The 19,269-nt window shown below is 65.3% G+C and carries 17 protein-coding genes and 1 pseudogene; 10 read left to right on the top strand and 8 right to left on the bottom strand.

What is annotated here, in order from left to right:
* Positions 1–29 precede the first annotated feature (29 nt).
* Positions 30–1,084: pseudogene (locus LFT44_RS22160) on the top strand (FAD-dependent monooxygenase).
* Here LFT44_RS22160 and LFT44_RS20120 read toward each other — a convergent pair.
* The 4 genes from LFT44_RS20120 to LFT44_RS20105 all read right to left on the bottom strand — a co-directional run bounded on the left by LFT44_RS20120 (position 1,085) and on the right by LFT44_RS20105 (position 5,800).
* Complete coding sequence (locus LFT44_RS20120; RefSeq protein ID WP_236800276.1) at positions 1,085–2,908, bottom strand: ABC transporter permease; 1,824 nt, start codon at positions 2,906–2,908, stop codon at positions 1,085–1,087.
* Positions 2,905–3,969, bottom strand: coding sequence for an ABC transporter ATP-binding protein (locus LFT44_RS20115; RefSeq protein WP_236800275.1), 1,065 nt, complete (start codon positions 3,967–3,969; stop codon positions 2,905–2,907). The genes LFT44_RS20120 and LFT44_RS20115 overlap by 4 nt, the downstream gene beginning before the upstream one ends.
* Positions 3,970–4,016: 47 nt before the next feature.
* Positions 4,017–5,093 carry an extracellular solute-binding protein gene (locus LFT44_RS20110; RefSeq protein ID WP_236800274.1) on the bottom strand — a complete coding sequence of 359 codons (1,077 nt, stop codon included), beginning with the start codon at positions 5,091–5,093 and terminating at the stop codon, positions 4,017–4,019.
* A gap of 203 nt (positions 5,094–5,296) precedes the next feature.
* Positions 5,297–5,800 (bottom strand): GNAT family N-acetyltransferase, encoded by a 504-nt coding sequence (locus LFT44_RS20105; protein WP_236800273.1) that lies wholly within the window; start codon positions 5,798–5,800, stop codon positions 5,297–5,299.
* Between the two features lie 155 nt (positions 5,801–5,955).
* On the opposite strand from LFT44_RS20105, the gene LFT44_RS20100 reads away from it, so the two are divergent.
* Together LFT44_RS20100 and LFT44_RS20095 are read left to right on the top strand one after the other, a co-directional pair.
* Complete coding sequence (locus LFT44_RS20100; RefSeq protein ID WP_236800272.1) at positions 5,956–6,471, top strand: MarR family winged helix-turn-helix transcriptional regulator; 516 nt, start codon at positions 5,956–5,958, stop codon at positions 6,469–6,471.
* 410 nt (positions 6,472–6,881) lie between these two features.
* Positions 6,882–7,862 carry a serine/threonine-protein kinase gene (locus LFT44_RS20095; RefSeq protein ID WP_236800271.1) on the top strand — a complete coding sequence of 327 codons (981 nt, stop codon included), beginning with the start codon at positions 6,882–6,884 and terminating at the stop codon, positions 7,860–7,862.
* Here the strand turns inward: LFT44_RS20095 and LFT44_RS20090 are convergent.
* On the bottom strand, positions 7,859–8,536 hold the full coding sequence (locus LFT44_RS20090) for a histidine phosphatase family protein (RefSeq protein ID WP_236800270.1): 678 nt from the start codon (positions 8,534–8,536) through the stop codon (positions 7,859–7,861). The genes LFT44_RS20095 and LFT44_RS20090 overlap by 4 nt on opposite strands.
* Before the next feature lie 135 nt (positions 8,537–8,671).
* Entirely contained in the window at positions 8,672–10,114 is a 1,443-nt protein-coding gene (purB, locus tag LFT44_RS20085) for an adenylosuccinate lyase (RefSeq protein ID WP_236800269.1), read from the bottom strand.
* Positions 10,115–10,281: 167 nt separating this feature from the next.
* Here purB and LFT44_RS20080 point away from each other — a divergent pair, with 167 nt between their 5' ends.
* Positions 10,282–10,584: a hypothetical protein gene (locus tag LFT44_RS20080; protein WP_236800268.1), complete on the top strand. Its 303-nt coding sequence runs from the start codon at positions 10,282–10,284 to the stop codon at positions 10,582–10,584.
* Positions 10,585–10,628: 44 nt separating this feature from the next.
* On the top strand, positions 10,629–11,930 hold the full coding sequence (locus tag LFT44_RS20075) for a hypothetical protein (protein ID WP_236800267.1): 1,302 nt from the start codon (positions 10,629–10,631) through the stop codon (positions 11,928–11,930).
* A 46-nt stretch (positions 11,931–11,976) separates the two neighbouring features.
* Here LFT44_RS20075 and LFT44_RS20070 read toward each other — a convergent pair whose 3' ends face one another.
* Together LFT44_RS20070 and LFT44_RS20065 are read right to left on the bottom strand one after the other, a co-directional pair.
* Positions 11,977–12,909 carry a hypothetical protein gene (locus tag LFT44_RS20070; RefSeq protein WP_236800266.1) on the bottom strand — a complete coding sequence of 311 codons (933 nt, stop codon included), beginning with the start codon at positions 12,907–12,909 and terminating at the stop codon, positions 11,977–11,979.
* A 229-nt stretch (positions 12,910–13,138) separates the two neighbouring features.
* The gene (locus LFT44_RS20065) at positions 13,139–13,564 is read right to left on the bottom strand and encodes a phage holin family protein (RefSeq protein WP_236800265.1); all 426 of its coding nucleotides are present in this window, start codon (positions 13,562–13,564) and stop codon (positions 13,139–13,141) included.
* A 103-nt stretch (positions 13,565–13,667) separates the two neighbouring features.
* Here LFT44_RS20065 and LFT44_RS20060 point away from each other — a divergent pair, with 103 nt between their 5' ends.
* The 5 genes from LFT44_RS20060 (at position 13,668) to LFT44_RS20040 (ending at position 19,258) form a co-directional block, all read left to right on the top strand.
* Complete coding sequence (locus tag LFT44_RS20060; RefSeq protein WP_236800264.1) at positions 13,668–14,786, top strand: histidinol-phosphate transaminase; 1,119 nt, start codon at positions 13,668–13,670, stop codon at positions 14,784–14,786.
* Positions 14,787–14,935: 149 nt separating this feature from the next.
* Positions 14,936–16,165 carry a pyruvate dehydrogenase (acetyl-transferring) E1 component subunit alpha gene (gene pdhA / locus LFT44_RS20055; protein ID WP_236800263.1) on the top strand — a complete coding sequence of 410 codons (1,230 nt, stop codon included), beginning with the start codon at positions 14,936–14,938 and terminating at the stop codon, positions 16,163–16,165.
* On the top strand, positions 16,165–17,145 hold the full coding sequence (locus LFT44_RS20050; RefSeq protein WP_236800262.1) for an alpha-ketoacid dehydrogenase subunit beta: 981 nt from the start codon (positions 16,165–16,167) through the stop codon (positions 17,143–17,145). Before pdhA ends, LFT44_RS20050 begins: the two co-directional genes overlap by 1 nt.
* Positions 17,146–17,152: 7 nt before the next feature.
* Positions 17,153–18,637, top strand: coding sequence for a dihydrolipoamide acetyltransferase family protein (locus LFT44_RS20045; RefSeq protein ID WP_236800261.1), 1,485 nt, complete (start codon positions 17,153–17,155; stop codon positions 18,635–18,637).
* Positions 18,638–18,640: 3 nt separating this feature from the next.
* On the top strand, positions 18,641–19,258 hold the full coding sequence (locus LFT44_RS20040) for a phosphatase PAP2 family protein (RefSeq protein WP_236800260.1): 618 nt from the start codon (positions 18,641–18,643) through the stop codon (positions 19,256–19,258).
* The last annotated feature ends 11 nt before the right edge of the window (positions 19,259–19,269 follow it).

Here is a 19,269-nt window from a genome sequence, read left to right as displayed (position 1 = left end):
TCCACTACAAAAGTAGTAAAATATGGTGCATGGAAACGATCACGATCGTTGGTGGCGGAATCGCCGGGCTCGCCCTCGCCGCGGCGTTGGATACCAGCCGTTTCCAGGTGACCGTCCATGAGAAACGCCCGGAACTGCCCACCGTGGGCAACGCGCTGGGCATGTGGCCACACGCCCAGCGGGCGCTGGCGCGCCTCGGAATCCTGGATGAGGCACGGGCGGTCAGCCCGGTGCTTGGCAGCGGCTCGGTCCGCAACGCGCAGGGGGAGCCGTGGGTGACCGTCGATGCGGGCGGGATGTTCGGCATTTCCCGGATTGACCTGATCCGGCTGCTGGATGCAGCCGTGCCCGCAACCGTCCGCAGGGTCACGGACACGGTGCAGGCAGTCCCCGCGGACGGCAGCCTGGTGGTAGGCGCCGACGGTGTCCACAGCATGGTCCGACGTGCGGCTTGGGGCGGGGCCACCCAAGCACGCCTCACGCCGTACCTTGCCCTCCGCGGCACCCTTCCACTCCAGTCGGCCCGGATGAGGTAGGCGAATACTGGGGCCGCGGCGACCTGTTCGGGATGGCCGCCGCCCGGGGAGGCTCCTTTTGGTATGCGAGTTACCGGTCCGAACTCGGCCCCTACGGGATAGATCCCGCGTCAGTCCTCGAGCAGGCAAGGGCTCGCTTCGCCAACCACGCCCCTGCCATCCGCCGCACGCTTGCCGCAGCAACGCCGGAGGAATGCCTGGTCCAGCGCCTGTGGACGGTTCCGCGCCTTGGCTCCTACGTCAGCGGCAGGAGGGTGCTCATTGGAGACGCCGCGCACGCCATGATGCCTACGCTGGGCCGCGGGGCCTGCGAATCGCTGGTGGATGCGGTTACGCTGGCAGACCTCCTCAACACCCTGCCCGAGGACCAGGCGCTGCGGGCCTACAACCGGCAGCGGAGGCTGCGCACCCGTGCCGTGAGCGTGGCCTCGTCAGCGCTGGGACGGATTGCGCTCGCCGACCGTGCCCAGCCGCTGCGGGACCGGGTGCTCAACCTCGCCCGACGGCGGACCGCACGGGCCGCCGTCGGCAGCACCTCCGGCGGTTGATCAGCGAACGGCAGCGGCCGGACGCGTAGCGTCATCTTCACCCGGCGCTTGGGTGCCCGGGGCTCCCGGGCCGGGGGCTTGCGATGCGGAAGGCAGCGTTGGCAGGGGTTTTCTGGTCCTGCGCCGCCCGGCCCTGCCGTACACCAGGTACATGGTCACGCCCGTGATGACCATGAGGAGCACCGTGTAAACGAAGGTGTTGGCGATTCCCTCGGTGCCCTCGGCGCCGTCGGTATTGGCCTTGATGACCAGGCCCAATGGCTGCACCAGCGGGTGGGCCAGGAAGATGGCGGTGTCGTAGTCGTCGAGCAGGCTGTTGAAGTTCAAGGCTGTGATGGCTGCCGCTGCCGGGAGCACCAGCGGCAGGAGGATCCGCCTGAAAACGTACAGGGTCTTGGCGCCCATGATGGCTGCGGCCTCCTCCAGCGAGGAGTTCACGGAGGCAAAGGATGCCTTGAGCATCCGGAGGGTGAACGGGATCTTCACCGTGACGAAGGCGATGAGCAGAATCACCGTCGTTCCGGTCAGGACCGTACCTCCCACCAGCGGACTGGGATGGTCGTAACTGACAATCAGGCCCAGGGCCAGAAGGGCGGAGGGAAGGATCCACGGGATGTGCAGCAGATATTCGAAGGTTGACGCCAGCCAGTTTTTGTATTTTTGCAGCAGCCGGGCCACGAAAAGGAGTCCACCGACGGCGATGACCGCCGCCAGGGCGCTGTACACCACGCTGACGATGAACGGACGGATGCCCGACTGCTGGGTAAGGACGCGGCCGTAGTTGTCCAGTGTCAGGTTGGCCAGCGAGAGTTGTCCCGTCTGGATGGCAGCGCCGTCGGCAAACGAGTACAGCACGATCAGCACGACCGGGAGCGTGTAGACGGCAAAGAGGAGGTAGGCCACGCCGTGCACGGCCAGGTTGGCTGCGCGATTGGTGATCTCCTGCTTCTGGAGCTCGGAAGACACCTTCGACACGGAAAAGTAGGTGCCGCCCTTTTCGAGGCGGGACATCACGGCGAGCATCAGCATGGTGGCCAGACCCAGGATCACGGCCAGCAGCGCCGCCAGGTCGCGCGAGGTGGGGCTGTTGGTGAATGTCAGGATCATCGGCGTGATGGTCTGGAAGTCACGGCCGCCCAGCACTTGTGGAGCGCTCAACGCGCCCAGGCCCGTGAGGAACGACAGGATGGTGACGGCGAACAGCGTAGGTTTGAGCATCGGCAGGACGATGCGCCGCAGGATGGTCCACGTCGAGGCGCCAAGATTCCGCGCCGCCTCGATGGTCTGGTAGTCGATGCCCTTGAGCGCGTTGGCCACGAACAGCATGTGGTTGGTGGTGGTTGCAAAGGTCATGACCACCAGGACGGCGAAGAACCCGGAGAACCAGCCGGGGTCCATCCCGGGGATCAGCCTGACCAGCAGCGAGGTGACGATGCCCTTGTCCCCGTAGATGAACTTGTAGCCCGCCGCCAGCACTATGCCGCCGTAGATGAAGGTGGAGGCATACCCCAGGAAAAGGATCCTTGAGCCGCGGATCCGGAAGTAATGCGTGACCAGGACGATGAAGACCCCCACCGCGTTGACGGTGATAGACAGAGCTACGGCCAGGAGAAAGCTGTTGCCCAGTGCCTTCATTGCCCGCTGGGAGGAAAACAGTTTTTCCGCCGCGCGGCCCGAAAAACTGCCATCGGGAAAGAACGTGGCCATCAGGATGTTGACGTTGGGCCATACCAGGAACGCGGCAATAAACCACGTGAGGACTACTCCAACCACCAGGACGAAGGGGGAACGAACCATGCCGCGGACTGTGGTGCTGCCGCTCATGGCAGGGCAACCGCCTGGTCCTGTTCCAGCGAAACACCAGTGTCTGGTTGGTACTGGAGGATGTGCTCCGGCCGGAGGTAAATGGTTGTACTGGTACCGGCGTCGGGGTGGGCGCCGCCGTCTTCCCGGACCAGGAGGCGTATGTCCGCGCCGTGGCTGCGGACCACATAGCGACTGTGCAGGCCGTGGTAGGTGCGTGAGACCACGGTGGCGGGAAGTCCGACGGCGCTCCCTCCGTCCCCAGGCCGGTCCAGTGAGGCTTTTTCCACGCGCAGGTACGACCTGGCGTCCGTGCTAAGGGCGGCTCCCGAGTGCCGGTTCACTTCTGCGACAAATTCCGGCGTCAGCGTGGAGCTGTCGCCGATGAAGTTGCAGACGAACTCGGTGGCGGCATGGTCGTAGATTTCCTGAGGGGTGCCGACCTGCTCCACGACGCCCTTATTGAACACGGCGACGCGGTCACTCATGGCCAGCGCCTCGTCCTGGTCATGAGTGACGTAGACAGTGGTGATTCCGAACTCGCTCTGCAGGTCCTTGAGCTGCTGGCGCAACTGGTGGCGGAGTTTGGCGTCCAGGTTGGACAGAGGCTCGTCCAGCAGCAGGATCTTTGGTCGCAGCACCAGGGCACGCGCAACGGCCACCCGCTGCTGCTGGCCTCCGGAAAGTTCGGATACATTTTTCGTGAGCTGCTCGTCGCTGAGCTCCACCCGCCGTGCAATATCCCGGACAAGGCGGTCACTGTCCGCCGATTTTTCCTTCCGCACCCGGAGCCCGAAGGCGATGTTCTCCCACACGCTCATGCTGGGGAACAGGGCATAGTTCTGGAACACCATGCCTACCTGCCGCTTGTCGCTTGGGAGGCGGGTCACGTCCTTCCCGTCCACCCGGACGGTACCCCTGGCCGGCTGGATGAAGCCGGCCAGGGTGCGCAGCGCCGTCGTCTTTCCGCAACCGGAGGGCCCCAGGAGGGTGAAGAACTCGCCGGGGCGGACATGCAGGTCCAGGTGCGGAATGGCGGTGAAATCGCCAAAGGTAACTTCGATGTTTTCCAAGCGGATCATGGCAAACCTGTCTGATGGAACGCGGGGACGGCGGCTGGTAGATCGTGTTACGTCATGTACTCAAGTTCGATCTTCTCCACCCAGGCGCCCATGTTTTTCTGGACGAAGCCCCAGTCGATGTCCTGCTGTTTGAGGCCTGCAAAGAAGTTCACAACATCAGGGTTGGCCTTTGCCTGGGCGCCCTTATTGACCGGCATGGCGTTGAACTTCTGCGCGAACTCGCCCTGGACCTCAGCGCTCCCGAACCAGTCAATGAATTTCTGCGCCTGTTCCTTTTTCTTGGTCCCCTTCACCAGAGCTATCTGCTCCACGGCAAGCGGAACACCCACGGAAGGGATGACCGTGTCCACGTTCACTTTGAAGGACTTTTCACGGTCGGCGATGATCGAGGACGGCATCTGGCCCATGTCCACCTCGCCCGAAGCTATGCGGGCAAAGAGGTCGGTCTTGGCGACGGCGGGGCTGCCGTTCTTGAAGTACTGCTCAACCTGCTTCCACCCGTCGTCGGAAATCCCCAGATCGCCGGAGTCGTCCCGGTACCGGGAGAGAATGCCGGCGAAGACCAGTTGCGCGGTGGCCGTGCCCATGCCGGTGACCCGTTCATAACGGCTCTTGAATTCGTCCTTGGTCCAGAGATCCGTCCAGTCCTTGGGTGCGGCGTCCTTGGCGATCTTGTCCGAGTTGTAGCCAAGGAGGATGGCCTGCTTCACCAGGGGCCAATACGTCTCACCGTCACCCAGGCCCTTGTCCACGTCACCGGCCCATGTGGGCTGGTAGCTCTCCAGCGCGCCTTCGTTCTTGATCTGCGAGAAGTACATGTTGTTTAGGCCGAAGGCGACGTCCGCGATGGGATTGTTCTTTTCGGCAATGAGCTTGTTGGTGGCATCGGCGCCCCCGGCCCCCACGATCTCGATCTTGAACCCGGCCTCGGCAGCCTTGGCGGCCAGCCAGTCCCCCCGGCCTTCGCCGTTGGAGTTGGTGTAGATGACCAGGGTGTCACCGGACGCACCTGCCTGCGTTCCGGAAGCTTCACCGGTTGATGCCGGCTGGGTGGAAGCACCACCGCATCCGGCGAGAAGGGTGGCGGCGACGGCGGCGGCAACCAAAGTCTGCATTTTACGCACGATCAGGACTCATTTCTGGACTGGAATCGGAGCATGTCCGCACAGCCTATAGCCGGGCATGACGAAAACCGGGCTGTTATAGCTATCGATTCGATAAACAGCCCGGCTGCTCACTTTGAACCAGTCAGGGAAACAGTGGGGTCCGTGAGGGTGAACTGAGGGCGAACTTAGTCCTGTGACGGAGCCGCGCGGTACACCGGCAGTTAGGCCATGGCGGTCTGGGCGGCGCTGTGGGCGTTGATGGTTTTGGCGTAGCAGGAAGAGTGTTCCACCCCGACGTAGGGTCCGAAGTTCGGGATCGCCTCGAAGCCGGAGTTCCGGTAGAAGTTGCGGCCGTCCGGCTGGGCGGAGCCAGCCTCCGCCTTGATCCGCGTGATGCCTTGCCTGTAAGCCTCCGCCTCAAGTGCGGCCAGGATTGAGCTGGCAACCCCGGAACCGCGGGTGTACGGCAGTACATAAAGGCGCTTGATTTCGGCCGTAGATGCATCCAGGAGCCGCAAACCGCCGCAGCCGACGGGTTGACCTGAACCTTTGTCATACGCCACGAGGAACACTGCGCAGTCGGCGCCCGACGGCGGCAGGCCGGGTTCGTGGTCAGGGCGGCCAAAGCGGGCATCCAGTTCGGCCTGCTGGGCACGGCGCAGGTCCGCACCTACGGGGTTGGACCAGGGGACCTGACGGATGTTCAGCCGGGGGTTGGTCTGCATAACTGCCTCGATTCGCCGGAGGGGTATGCCTGATAAGGCTAGGCGGGCGCGGTTACGCGGGTGTTTCCTGCCGGTTAGGGCCTGGATAACGGGTGTGGGAGGCGGCACTGCACTTTACTTGGCAGGCTAGTTATCAGCTGGTCTAGAATGATGGCATGGTTTCTACGGGCAACGAAGGATCCGGCTACTGGTATGGGCCCGACGGCCAGCTGGACTACAGTGCAGCGGTGTTGAAGTCACTCCGGGACTACCGGGCGGCCGAAACGGAAATCCGCCGCAGCACCAGGGACTCCATGGGCATGGGGGAAACGGACATCCTTGCCCTGCGGTACCTGCTGAGGGTCCAGGCGTCGGGCAAGCAGGTTGTCCCGAAGGATCTCAGCCAGTTCCTCAATATTACTAGCGCCTCCACCACCTCGCTCATCGACAGGCTGGTGGCCAGTGGGCATGTCCGCCGCGAGCCGCATCCCTCCGACCGCCGCTCGGTGGTGGTCGTGCCGACGGTCGAGTCCGACAAAGAGGTGCGCGAAACCCTCGGCGCCATGCATCAGCGGATGATGTCCGTGGCGGAGAGCCTCACTGCGGACGAAGCGCGTGTTGTCGTGGATTTCCTCCAGCGCATGACCGAGTCCCTTCAGGTGCATGAAAACGAGGAATTAAAAGTTCACTAGGCTGACTAGCTAGTTCAGCTAGTTATATGTATGCTTACGAATGTTCCTGAAGTTGCTTCCAACGGAGTCGTGAGTGTCTTGGTTACCTACACCGAAGTTTCACCGCCTGAGCCTCGCCTGGGCCCTCTAATCCCTGACAACCACGCCGGCCTCCCGGACAGCCACACGGACCTGACCCGATCTACCCTGGACGGCACCACTGCGCCGCAGGGCGGACGCGTGGTCCACTGCGGCACTCCCATGCAGCTCGTGACGCCGGCAGTTGGCTTGGAAGCAGCGAGCTATACCTTCGCACCCGCCGACGCCGTCGGTACTGAGCTTCCGCCCGTTTGGCGCTGCGGCTGTGGGTTTCAGCTCGATGCCTGGTCCGCCGGTCCCCGCCGGGGACACGCGTCAGTGGTTTCCCCCGTATGAGGCTCCTGGACACAGAACTTGCTGCGCCGCTCCCTGTTCGTGCCGAGGGTGTCGTTGCCGGGCGCTGGCAGCTTCGGGAACGCCTGGGCCGCGGGTCCGCTGCCGAAGTTTTCCGGGCCGTAGACCCGGAAGGCGGTCCCGATGTTGCAGTCAAGATCGCCGCTGCCAACGGCCGGAAGCAGCACCAGCGCATCCAGAACGAAGCCACCGTCCTGGCTGGGCTCAACCACCCGTCCATTGTGCGGCTTCTTGCCCAGGGTGTTATGTCCCAGGGTGGTACCTACGCCGGGCGTCCCTTCCTGGTGGAGGAGCTGGCTCTGGGAACAAACATGGCCGAAACCATACGGCTGCAGAGCCCGCAATCAGGTGACGTAGCACGTTGGGCGCGCGGCCTTTTCGAAGCGCTCGCCCACCTTCACACCAGCGGCCTTGTGCACCGTGACATCAAACCGGCAAACCTGATGCTGAGCGGCCTGCGGAGAAGTCCCGTCCGGATCGTTGACTTTGGGATCGCAGCGGCGGCCGGGGCGGCTCCCGAGCCCGGGATTTCCTCCGGAACCGTGCATTACATGAGCCCGGAGCAAGCAGCCGGCGGGGCAGCGGAGCCGTCCTGGGACGTGTATGCCATGGGGCTGGTCCTGCTGGAACTGCTCACCGGCACCAAGGCGTTTCCCGGTACCGCCATCGAATCCCTCGTGGCCCGCACCTTGCGCTCGCCCGAGATGCCGGATTCCTTGGGTGACTGGGCTGTCCTGCTGCGTTCCCTGACGGCGATGGATCCCAGTGAACGCCCGACGGCGGCAGTCGCCGCGGCGATGGCGTCCCGGTTGATTCCGTCGGCATCGCCTTCCAGCCAAGGTTTCCAGCGCACGCTGCACAGCCCAAAGAGTCAGTGGGGCCGGCGCGGCGAGGCAGTTGCGGGGACGTGCCCGGCGACGCGCCCGTTCCCTCTCCGGCGCCACCGGCAGCAGGCCTAGGGAGCCGCTACGTCCCGGCCGGTGGGATCCCCGGCCGTTGGGTCTGCCAAGGCAAGACCGCCCACCGGACTTCCGTCCCAATGGATCAGGGTCCAGCCGGCAGCCAAGTCACCCTCCAGGGCAACGATCCCGGTGTTGGCCAGGACATGCCGTGCTGCGAACTCGTGGTCTGCGCCCTCGGCCCGACGTCCCGCCCAGGTGCGGATGGCAGCTCCGTGGCTGACCACGGCGACCGTGCCGTGCTGCTGCCGCTCCGCCCGTTCCACCACCTGCGCGATGGCAGCGTCGAACCGCTCGAAGAAGGCATGGCCGTCCGGGCCGGCAGGCATGCGGCGGTCCAGGTCACCGGCGGCCCAGGAGATCACCGTCCCCATATAGCGTTTGTGGGCTTCGTGGTCGGTCAGCTTCTCCAGTGAGCCGGCCTCAATTTCGTGCAGCCCGTCCAGGACCTCCACATCGAGGGTGTGCAGCCGGGCCAGCGGGGCGGCGGTGATCTGCGTCCTGACCAGGGTGGAGGCGTAGAGTGCCCCGATGCGTTCGTTGGCCAGGGCCTGCGCCATGGCTTCCGCCTGGCGTTCGCCCAGTTCGGTCAGACCGGGCCCGGGGTGGTCGGTATCCAGTTGGCCCAGCACATTGCCGGGGGTTTCGCCATGGCGGATCAGGAGCAACTTCATGTTTCCCAGTTTCCCACCTGAACCCTTCCGGACGTGCGGCGGCAGCGGTGTTGCCCTGCCGGGTGCAAGGAAGAAGGCGCCGGGCCTCGTCGAAGCCCGGCGCCGCCGTCGTACGTTCCTGCCCTGCGTGCGGGCTTATTTCAGGTGGTCCACCAGCTGGTCCGCGATGCCGGTGTACTTGCCGGGAGTGAGGGCCAGGAGGCGTGCCTCAGCCTCGGGGGAGAGGCCCAGGCCCTGTACAAACTCCTGCATGCGGGCGGCATCCACACGGTGGCCGCGGGTCAGGTCCTTGAGGCGCTCGTACGGGTTCTCCATGCCTTCGACGCCGGCAATCGCCTCGGCGCGCATGACCATCTGGATTGCCTCGCCCAGGACCTCCCAGTTCGTGTCGAGGTCCGCGGCGAGGACATCCCCGGCCACGTCCAGGCGGTCAAGGCCCTTGGCGACGTTGGAGATGGCCAGCAGGGAGTGGCCGAAGGCCACGCCGATGTTGCGCTGGCTGGAGGAGTCGGTGAGGTCGCGCTGCCAGCGGGAGGTCACCAGGGTGGAGCCCAGGACATCCAGCAGGCCGGACGAGATCTCCAGGTTGGCCTCGGCGTTTTCGAAGCGGATGGGGTTGACCTTGTGCGGCATGGTGGACGAACCCGTTGCGCCGGCCACCGGGATCTGCGCGAAGTAACCAATGGAGATGTAGCTCCAGATGTCCGTGCAGACGTTGTGCAGGATGCGGTTGAAGCGCGCAACGTCGGCGTACAGCTCTGCCTGCCAGTCGTGGCTCTCGATCTGCGTGGTCAGCGGGTTCCAGGTGAGGCCAAGTCCTTCGACGAACGACTTGGAGACCTGCTGCCAGTCGGCGCCGGGAACCGAGGCCACATGGGCTGCATAGGTGCCGGTGGCGCCGTTGATCTTGCCCAGGTATTCGGTCTTGGCGATCCGGTCCAGCTGCCGGGTCAGGCGGTGTGCAATGACGGCCAGTTCCTTGCCCAAGGTGGTGGGCGTGGCGGGCTGGCCGTGCGTGCGGGACAGCATGGGCACGGCACGGTTGTCTTCGGCCATCTTGCTGATCTGGCCCACCAGGGCGCGTGCGGCCGGCAGCCACACGTCCTCCACAGCACCCTTGACTCCCAGGGCGTAGGAGAGGTTGTTGATGTCCTCGGACGTGCAGCCGAAGTGGACCATGGCGGTCAGGTTTTCGATGCCGATCGCGGGGAGGCGGCGTCCGATGTAGTACTCCACGGCCTTCACATCGTGGACGGTGACGGCCTCGATCTCGGCCAGCTCTGCCACGGACGCGGCATCAAATTCGGTGACGATGGCACGGAGCTGCTGTTGCTGTTCCGCGCTCAGGGGTCCCGCGCCGGGAAGCACATTGTTGCTGGTCAGGTGAATGAGCCATTCCACTTCGACGGCCACGCGGTCGCGGTTCAGCGCGGCCTCGGACAGGTAGTCAACGAGGGGTGCGACGGCGGACTGGTAGCGGCCGTCCAGGGGACCGAGCGCGATTTTTTCCGGTGACGCGGCGAGGGCCAGGCGTCCTGAGGGCGTGCGGGTATCAGCTGTGGCGGCAGTTTCAGGCATGTGCTGATTCTTTCACGAAGTCCGGCGCCGCCTTAAGCGCGTTCCTCACGTTACTTGTCCACATAGCCGACGGCCGCGCTTACCCGGGCAGGCAAGCGTCCCTAGCGTTGGAAGCGGCAAGGTTGGGGCGGGATCATCTGGCCAGGGAGACCGGGACGGGAAGCAGCATGGGGAACGAACTGATGGACGGGATCTGGGGCAGCGGGTTGGGTGTCAGCCTGGAAGTCCAAGAGGTGGGCAGGAGGGTGGCGCAGTGCTCGGAAAGTGCTGAAGGGGTGCTCTCGGGATTCCAGGACATCCAGCTGTTGGACTGGCAGTCGCCAGCGGGACAGGCCTACCGGGATTCTGTCGCCTTGCAGGCGGTGGCGGTGCGAAGGGCGCTGGACCGGATCCGGGAGGCTTCTGCCGCGGTGGCAGCACATGCCCGCGCTGCACTGACCTCAGAATGTTCGCCTGACGGCCGGTTCTGATGGCTGACGCAATGCCATCCGGAACGGGAGGACCTATCCGGGTTTTGCCGCCACTTCCGGACGGCAACCTTACAGTCTCCGGCGGGGCGGGCGGCATTACGGTCCAGCTGGAGGAGTTGGAGGTGGGAGCCGGAAAGCTCGATCGGCTCGCCGAGCGGCTTGCCGCCATCGAATCCGGGCTTTTCACCGCATGGCAGGATCTCGCTGCACACCAGAACCGCCCGCGCACTACGGGAACTGCCGCCCTCATTGCCGTGTGGGAAGCGAAGGATGCCGTCCAGGAAGTCTGCCTGGAACTGCAGCGGATCAGCGGCCAAGTGCGCAGCTGCAGGCGGGAGTATGAGATTGCCGAATCTGCTGCCCACCTGAAGTGGAGGCTGGGTCTGTCGGATCCCGACGTGGAGCTCCAGAAGCACGTGGACTTCTGGCGGACGGGATTCCTGAACGGGGATGCCACGGAAATGCTGGTGGCAGATGCCGTCATCCTCCTCCCCGCGATCAAGCCCGCGGTTGAAGAAAATATCCCCTCGCTGCGCACGGGCCCGGTAACGGCCACGCAGGAAGAACGTCTGCCCATCGATCTTGAGGTCAGCCCGGGCGGGCTGCTTGAACGGGTACGGCTGATCGAGGCACGCGGCAGCGGCTACATCGAGGTTATCGAGGTGGACGCTGGAGGCAGGAAGGCCTACGTTGTGGTGGTTCCCGGAACCCAGGTCAACGAATCCGATGGCGGCACCAATCCTTTCGATCTGGGGGGCATCGTCGATGGCATGGGCGGCCGGTCCGAACGCGTGAATGCCGCCGTGATCCAGTCGCTGAGGGCGGCGGGCGCGGAACCGGGAGCGGATGTTGTTGCCGTTGGGTACAGCCAAGGCGGCATTCATGCCATGAACCTGGCGGCAGACGAGGCCTTCTTGAAGGAGTACCGGCTCAAATACGTCCTGACCGCCGGGTCGCCCGTTTCACGCATCATGCCTTCCCCCGATGTCAGCACCCTGCACCTGGAGCACCGAACAGACTGGGTGCCCGGCAGCGACGGCTTGCCGAACCGCGACGCCAGGAACCAGGTCACGGTAACCATGACCAATGACCTTTACGTGCGGGGCGGAGAAGATGCCGGGCTGGGTCCCGGACACAGCCTCACGGGCTATCAGGAGGCGGCCCGGCAGGTGGGCGCCAGCAAAGACCCCTCACTGGTCCAGTCCACGGCGGTGCTTGGCAGTGTCCTCGGCGCCGGAGGTGCTGCGACTGCCACCCGCTTTGTGTTGTCCAAGACTCCGCCGCCCCCTGTTCCCAAGGACCGCAGGGACCCCTTTTCCGGGCGGCCGCAACCGGGTGCCCGGTAGGGGCGCCGCCTGGTCCCGGAGGTGGAGTCAGTAGAAGCGGGGCAAGTCAAGAGATCTGCGCGGCATGCAGCTCAGCGGACAGGTTTGGCCGTGTCTTCTCCGGCTTGGGGGCAGGCTCCGGAGCGGGTGGTGGCGCGGGCTGCGGAGCTGGCTGTGAAACCGGGGGCGGAACTGCGCCAGGGCACCGGTAGTTGTAGTCGAGGTCGTTCTCCGTGAACTGGGTCGTGGTTACAGTCCCGCCGGGCGTCAACGGGGCGGCCTCGCAGTATTCCTCTGCCGACTCAGCGGAGTAGGCGCCCGCCAGCCAGTTCTGAAGTTTGTAGAGGTTGCTGTCGGGACTGACATCGCCCACGATCTCGCCGAACTGGTACCCCGTGGAGTAAATCCCGACTTCTGCCCCGGCACCCTGCAGGTAGGCCGTCATGCCTTCCAGCTCGGCCGCATTGACCGCCTTGTCCCATAGCCAGCTGTTCCCGAATTCGACATCGAGCCACCACATCCGGTGGGGCACGTTGTGCCCGGCATGCTGCAGGATGTCGGCCGCGTTGGCGGCCATGGCGTAGCCGTGGACGTAGGCGCAGGCCGGCGAGCCGGTGCCGTCACATGTCCCGTAGGGGTTGCCGACAACAGCGTCGCGATAGGTGTTGCCTGCGGGCCACCACAGAGTGTCCACAGGACCGGTTGCGGCGGTGTTCACATACACGGCCGCCGGTGTCCCTCCTACCGAGGCGGCGCTTTGGTCCGCCCAGGCCAGCTGGTCCGACAGGCACGGGTTGGCCGTATCCGGCCGGCCACCGTTCACGCCGACGATCGCAAACGCAGGGGGTGAAGGAAGATCTGTGCCGCATTGGGGCCAGGAGATGTCGTTGCCCAGCCCTGCGGGACTGGGTACAGGCCCCGATTCGGCGTCCGCGTAAGCGGGACCGGCCTGCCAGGCGAAAAGCAGGCACGCAGCGAGCAGGATTCTTATGGGCTTCATCTTTGGCCCCCATGTTCCGGAACTGACACCAACGGGCCTTCTTGCGGCCCGGTTCGCAGCCTAAAAGGCCGGCGCCACGGGGGTCATGGGTGGCTGGTACTGGTCTTTTGGGAACCGGCACGGGGGAAGGCACTGTTAGGTACCTGGTTCCGCGGGCACTCCTACTTGGGTGGATGAATCCCGGCCGGTCCGCGGGCGCCGCCAGGGCGGCAGGTCACCCTGCAGGACGTCAGCGCCGTCCGCCGGGCAGCAGCCCTGCCACCAGCGAGACCAGGGAGATGATGATCACGGCGAACACCGCGGTCCAGAAGAAGGAATCGATGGTGAGTTGCACGGACGTATAGCTGCTGATCCATGCCGTCAGGTAGAGCATGGCGGCATTGATGACGATGGCGAACAGGCCAAGCGTCAGGATGGTGATGGGCAGTGCAAGAAGGCTGACCAGCGGCCGGACAAAAGCGTTCACCAGGCCGAAGATGAGGCCGATGAAGAGGTAGGCGAGGACAATCCCGATGATTCCGGGGTCCTGGGAGATGCCGGTTCTGGCCACCGCAGCGGACGCCCCGGTGCTGGTGATGTCCATGCCCGGCAGGATCCAGTTGGCGATCCAGAGGCCGGCAGCATTAACCACGATCCGAAGGATGAAGGAACCCATGGCACCATGCTTCCATACCGTCCCTCCGGGCGACTGGCGGCGGCCTGAATTTCTGCCGTTCGTTCCCCGGAACCCTTGAGGGCCTCGAAGTAGGCTAGGGGCCATGACTTCATCTGAGACCAGGGCGGGCGGAATCACGCCGCGCCCGGTGCTGGACCGGCTGCCCCGCTACGCCGCCGGAAAGCCGCCGGCCGCGGTCAACGGACTGGCCAGCTACAAGCTGTCCTCCAACGAAAACCCGCTCCCGCCGATTCCGGCCGTGCTGGACGCCATCGCCAACCAGAAGGACGTCAACCGCTACCCGGATCCCCTGAGCAGCAAGCTCCGTGCCGCGCTCGCAGAGTTCCTTGATGTGCCTGCCGAGGACATCGTGACCGGAGCTGGAAGCCTAGGCGCGTTGAACCAGATTCTGGCCGCCTTTGCCGGCCAGAACGATGACGGCAAGGCTGACGAAGTCATTTACGCGTGGCGCTCCTTTGAGGCGTACCCCATCAGCGTGGGCCTGGCAGGCGCCGAGAGCGTACGGATCCCCGTGACAGCCGACGGACGGCACGACCTCGCAGCCATGGCGGCCGCCGTGAGTGCCCGCACCAAGGTGATCCTGCTCTGCACGCCCAACAACCCCACCGGCCCCGCCCTTACCGCGGCTGAAACGGAGGCCTTCATCCGGTCCGTCCCGGCCGACGTCGTGGTGGTTATCGATGAGGCCTACCAGGAGTTCGTCCGGGCGGAGGATGCAGTGGACGGGATCGCGCTTTACCGCAAATACCCCAACGTTGTGGTGCTCCGGACGTTCTCCAAGGCACATGGCCTGGCCGGACTTCGCGTTGGCTACAGCGTCTCCCATCCGGAACTGACCCAGTACCTTCGGGTCGCCGCCACACCCTTTGCCGTGTCCCAAATTGCCGAAAAAGCGGCAATTGTTTCCCTGGAGAATTACTCCCAGGTTGTGGAAAGGGTACAAAAGCTCGTGGCCGAGCGGACACGGGTCCTGGCCGGCCTCCGGGAGCTGGGATGGGCGGTTCCCGATGCCCAGGGCAACTTTGTGTGGCTTGCCCTTGGCGCTGAAAGCACAGCCTTTGCGGAGTTCGCGGGCACCCGGGCCCTGTCCGTGCGGGCATTCGCCGGGGAAGGCGTCAGGGTCAGCATCGGGGAACCCGAGGCAAACTCCCGGTTCCTCCAATTGTGTGCCGACTATACAAAGGCGCCAGCAAGTTCCTAGCGCTTAACAAGTAGCCCTCCAGCTACTTACCGCAGATAAAGTTAGGATCAGTAAGCCAATGTATATGCCGTAAGAGGAATGTATTCCTTGTAAGGCATATATCCTCACGACATCGCATTGCATCCGGATGCGGCAGGCAAGGAGACGGTATGGGCACTCATCTGCCTTCCACCGAGTTCGACGGAACAGCTGTAGACGACCAGCGCGAGGCCGATGCTGAGGCCGTCATGGGAGAGCCCCCTGCCCAGATGGTGCAGTTGCTGGGCCCCGACGGAAAGCTGGGCGCCGATCCGGTCTTCAGTGAGTACGCGGACAAACTCACCCCGGAGGACCTCCGCGGCCTCTACGCCGACATGGCCGCCATCCGCAGGTTCGACGTCGAAGCCACCGCCCTCCAGCGCCAAGGGCAGCTGGCATTGTGGGTCCCGCTTACCGGCCAGGAGGCAGCACAGATCGGCTCGGGCAGGGCCAGCCAGCCGCAGGACTACATCTTTCCCACCTACCGGGAACACGGCGTAGCGCTCACCCGCAACGTGGACCTGGCAGAACTCCTGCGCCAGTTCCGCGGGGTTTCCAACGGTGGCTGGAATCCCAAGGACACCAACTTCCACCTGTACACCCTGGTCCTGGCCGCGCAGACCCTGCATGCCGTCGGCTACGCCATGGGAATCCAGCGGGACCAGAAGCTCGCGGCGTCAGACCGTGCAGGAAGGCAGCCGGATGCGGCCGTCATCGCTTACTTCGGCGACGGTGCCAGCTCCGAGGGCGATGTCCACGAATCGATGGTGTTCGCCTCCTCCTACAAGGCTCCCGTGGTGTTCTTCTGCCAGAACAACCACTGGGCCATCTCCGTGCCCACCAACGTCCAGACCCGCGTGCCGCTCTCCAACCGTGCCAAGGGCTACGGTTTTCCCGGCATCCGGGTGGACGGCAATGACGTGGTCGCTGTACACGCGGTCACCGAGTGGGCGCTTGAGCACGCACGCCAGGGCAAGGGCCCGGTCCTGATCGAGGCCTTCACCTACCGGGTGGGTGCGCACACCACCGCGGACGATCCCACCAAGTACCGGCACTCCGACGAAGAGGACGCCTGGCGCGCCAAGGACCCGCTGGCCCGGCTCGAAAAGTACCTGCGCGCCGAAGGCCTGGCCGACGACGCCTACTTCGCAAAGGTGAAGTCCGACGGCGACGAGCTGGCTGCGTATGTCCGACGCACCGCCCATGATCTTGAAAACCCGGACATCCGGACGGCCTTCGCCAACGTCTACGCCGAAGCGCACCCGCTGGTGGCGGAGGAACTGGCGTGGTTCGAGGAATACAGCGCAGGATTTGCCGGCGAGGAAGAATCCGCCGGGCAGGCAGCAAAGGCAGGCCACTGATGACCACCATGACCATCGCGAAGGCCATCAACGAGGGCCTTCGCGCCACCCTCGCCGCCAACCCCAAATCGCTGCTCATGGGCGAGGACATCGGCCCCCTGGGCGGCGTCTACCGGGTCACCGACGGGCTGATCGGCGAGTTCGGCCCGGACCGCGTGGTGGACACCCCGCTGGCGGAGTCCGGCATCATCGGCACCGCCATCGGCCTGGCCCTGCGCGGCTACAGCCCCGTCTGCGAAATCCAGTTCGACGGCTTCGTATTCCCCGGCTTCAACCAGATCACCACGCAGCTGGCCAAGATGCACGCCCGCAGCAACGGCAGCCTCACCGTTCCGGTGGTCATCCGCATTCCCTACGGCGGTGGCATCGGCTCGGTGGAGCACCACTCGGAGTCCCCCGAGGCCCTGTTCGCCCATACGGCGGGACTGCGGATCATCACCCCCTCCAACCCGCATGACGCCTACTGGATGGTCCAGCAGGCCGTGCAGTGCCAGGACCCGGTGATCATCTTCGAACCCAAGCGCCGCTACTGGCTCAAGGGGGACGTGGATGTCCAGGCGCCGGGCCCCGCCGAAGACCCGTTCAAGGCACATGTGCTCCGTGAAGGGACCGACGCCACCGTCGTGGCCTACGGCCCCCTGGTTCCCGTGGCCCTGGCCGCCGCCAACGCAGCAGAAGAGGACGGCCGCAGCGTTGAGGTCATCGACCTGCGCTCCATTTCGCCGATCGACTTCGACACCGTCACCGCGTCCGTGAAAAAGACCGGCCGGCTGATCGTGGCGCACGAGGCACCCACGTTCGGCGGAATCGGCGGCGAAATCGCCGCCCGCATCAGCGAACGGGCCTTCCACTCGCTCGAATCCCCGGTGATCCGTGTGGGCGGATTCCACATGCCGTACCCCGTTGCCAAGGTGGAGGAAGACTACCTTCCGGACATCGACCGCATCCTGGAGGCGCTGGACCGCGCCCTCTCCTACTGAGGACACCATGACCCTGAACAAGTTCAACCTGCCCGACGTCGGCGAGGGCCTCACCGAAGCGGAAATCGTCTCCTGGAAGGTCAAGCCCGGCGACGCCGTGGCCATCAATGACGTCCTGTGCGAGATCGAGACCGCCAAGTCCATCGTGGAACTGCCGTCCCCGTTTGCCGGGACCGTCACCGAACTGCTGGTGCAGGAAGGGGTGACCGTCGACGTCGGGACTGCCATCATCAGCGTCAGCGACGAGGTTGCCGGCGACCCCACCCCCGCGGACGTGCGCGCACCCGAAGCACCCGCACAGCCGCAACAAACGGCGCAGCCGCTCTACGGCAAGCTCCCCCAGGATGAGGCGCCGGAGGGGACGGACGACGGCGGCACTGGCGCCGGTGCCCCGGCCGGCGGTCCGCTGGTAGGTTCCGGCCCGAAGGCCGACGCCGTCAAACGGCGCCCGCGCAAGACCTCACCAGCCGCTGCCGTGACGGTCAACGCACCCGAGGTTGAGCCTGTGCAGCCGCGCACTCCCGCTGAGGTGTCCGCCGGCGCGCCCGCCGTCGTCGACAACCGCCCAACCCTGGGCGGCACCATCACCGGCCTGGTCAACCGGGTCCTGGCCAAGCCCCCGGTCCGCAAGATCGCTCGTGACCTGGGCATCGACCTGGCGGACGTCGTGGCCACCGGCTCCCGTGGCGAGGTGACGCGGGAGGACCTGGTGAGCTACCAGGCCCAGCGCGACGCCGAACTGGACAAGGCGGACGGCTTCTGGGGCAAGGCAGGAAAGCCGCAGGACCAGCGGGTGGAGCGGATCCAGGTCAAGGGCGTCCGCAAGGCCACGGCGAAGGCGATGGTGGAATCGGCCTTCGCGGCGCCACACGTCAGCATCTTCGTGGACGTCGACGCCAGCCGCACCATGGAGTTCGTCAAGCGGCTCAAGGCCTCCCGGGACTTCGAGGGCGTCAAGGTGTCGCCGCTGCTCATCCTGGCCAAGGCCGTCATCTGGGCAGCAGCCCGCAACCCCAGCGTGAACGCGTCCTGGGTGGACAACCAGGACGGATCTGCCGAGATCCAGGTCAAGCACTTTATGAACCTGGGCATCGCCGCAGCCACGCCCCGCGGCCTCATGGTGCCCAACATCAAGAACGCCCAGGACCTGTCGCTCAAGGAACTCGCCCTGGCCCTGAACAGCTTGGCCACCACCGCAAGGGCCGGGAAGACGCAGCCAGCGGAAATGCAGGGCGGCACGCTCACCATCACCAACATCGGCGCCCTGGGCATCGATACGGGTACGCCCATCATCAACCCGGGCGAGGTGGCCATCGTGGCGTTCGGGACCATCAAGCAGAAGCCCTGGGTCCTGGACGGAGAGGTGATTCCCCGCTGGATCACCACGCTTGGAGGGTCCTTCGACCATCGCGTGGTGGATGGTGATCTGTCCGCCCGCTTCATGGCCGACGTCGCGGCCATCCTGGAAGAGCCCGCGCTCCTCCTGGACTAGCAGGTGACGGTAAGTGGCGGGTCAATCCGGGTCAAGAACCGGACCGCCAGATGGCTGACTGAGGTTTTCCAGCCACCGGTGGTGGTTTCCCTCCAGCTGCTGATCAGCCCGCTGGCGGAGGCGGGGTTTCCCGGGTCCATCGGTTACGGCGCGCTGGCGGCGGTCTTTGTGTGCGTGCTACCGCTGGTGGTGCTGCTTGTCCTGGTCCGAATGGGGAAGGTGACGGACCACCACGTCAGCGACCGGAAGCAGCGTGCGCCCGTGCTCCTGATGGCACTGGCCTGCATCGCTGTCGGCTTGCTGGTGCTCAACGCCGTGGACGCCCCGCCGAGTGTGGTGGCCATGGTCCTGGCGGTGGTGGGCGGAGTCGCCGTCCTGGCAGCGGTCAGCCCGTTTTGGAAAATGAGTGGCCACGCCGCGGCGATGTCCTGTGCCGCCGTCGTATCCGTGCTGATGCTGGGCCCGGCGTGGGCGCCGCTGCTGCTCCTGGTCCCGGCGGTCAGCTGGTCAAGGGTGGTCCTAAGGGCGCACACGCCGGCGCAGGTGGTGGCCGGTTCGCTCTTCGGCGGCGTGGTGATGGCCGGAATCTGGTGGCTGTTGCGGGGCTGGCTGGTGGGATGAAGCCCCGGGCA

Source organism: Arthrobacter sp. FW306-05-C, from assembly GCF_021801725.1.
GTDB lineage: Bacteria > Actinomycetota > Actinomycetes > Actinomycetales > Micrococcaceae > Arthrobacter.
This window is presented reverse-complemented; position numbering and strand designations above follow the sequence as displayed.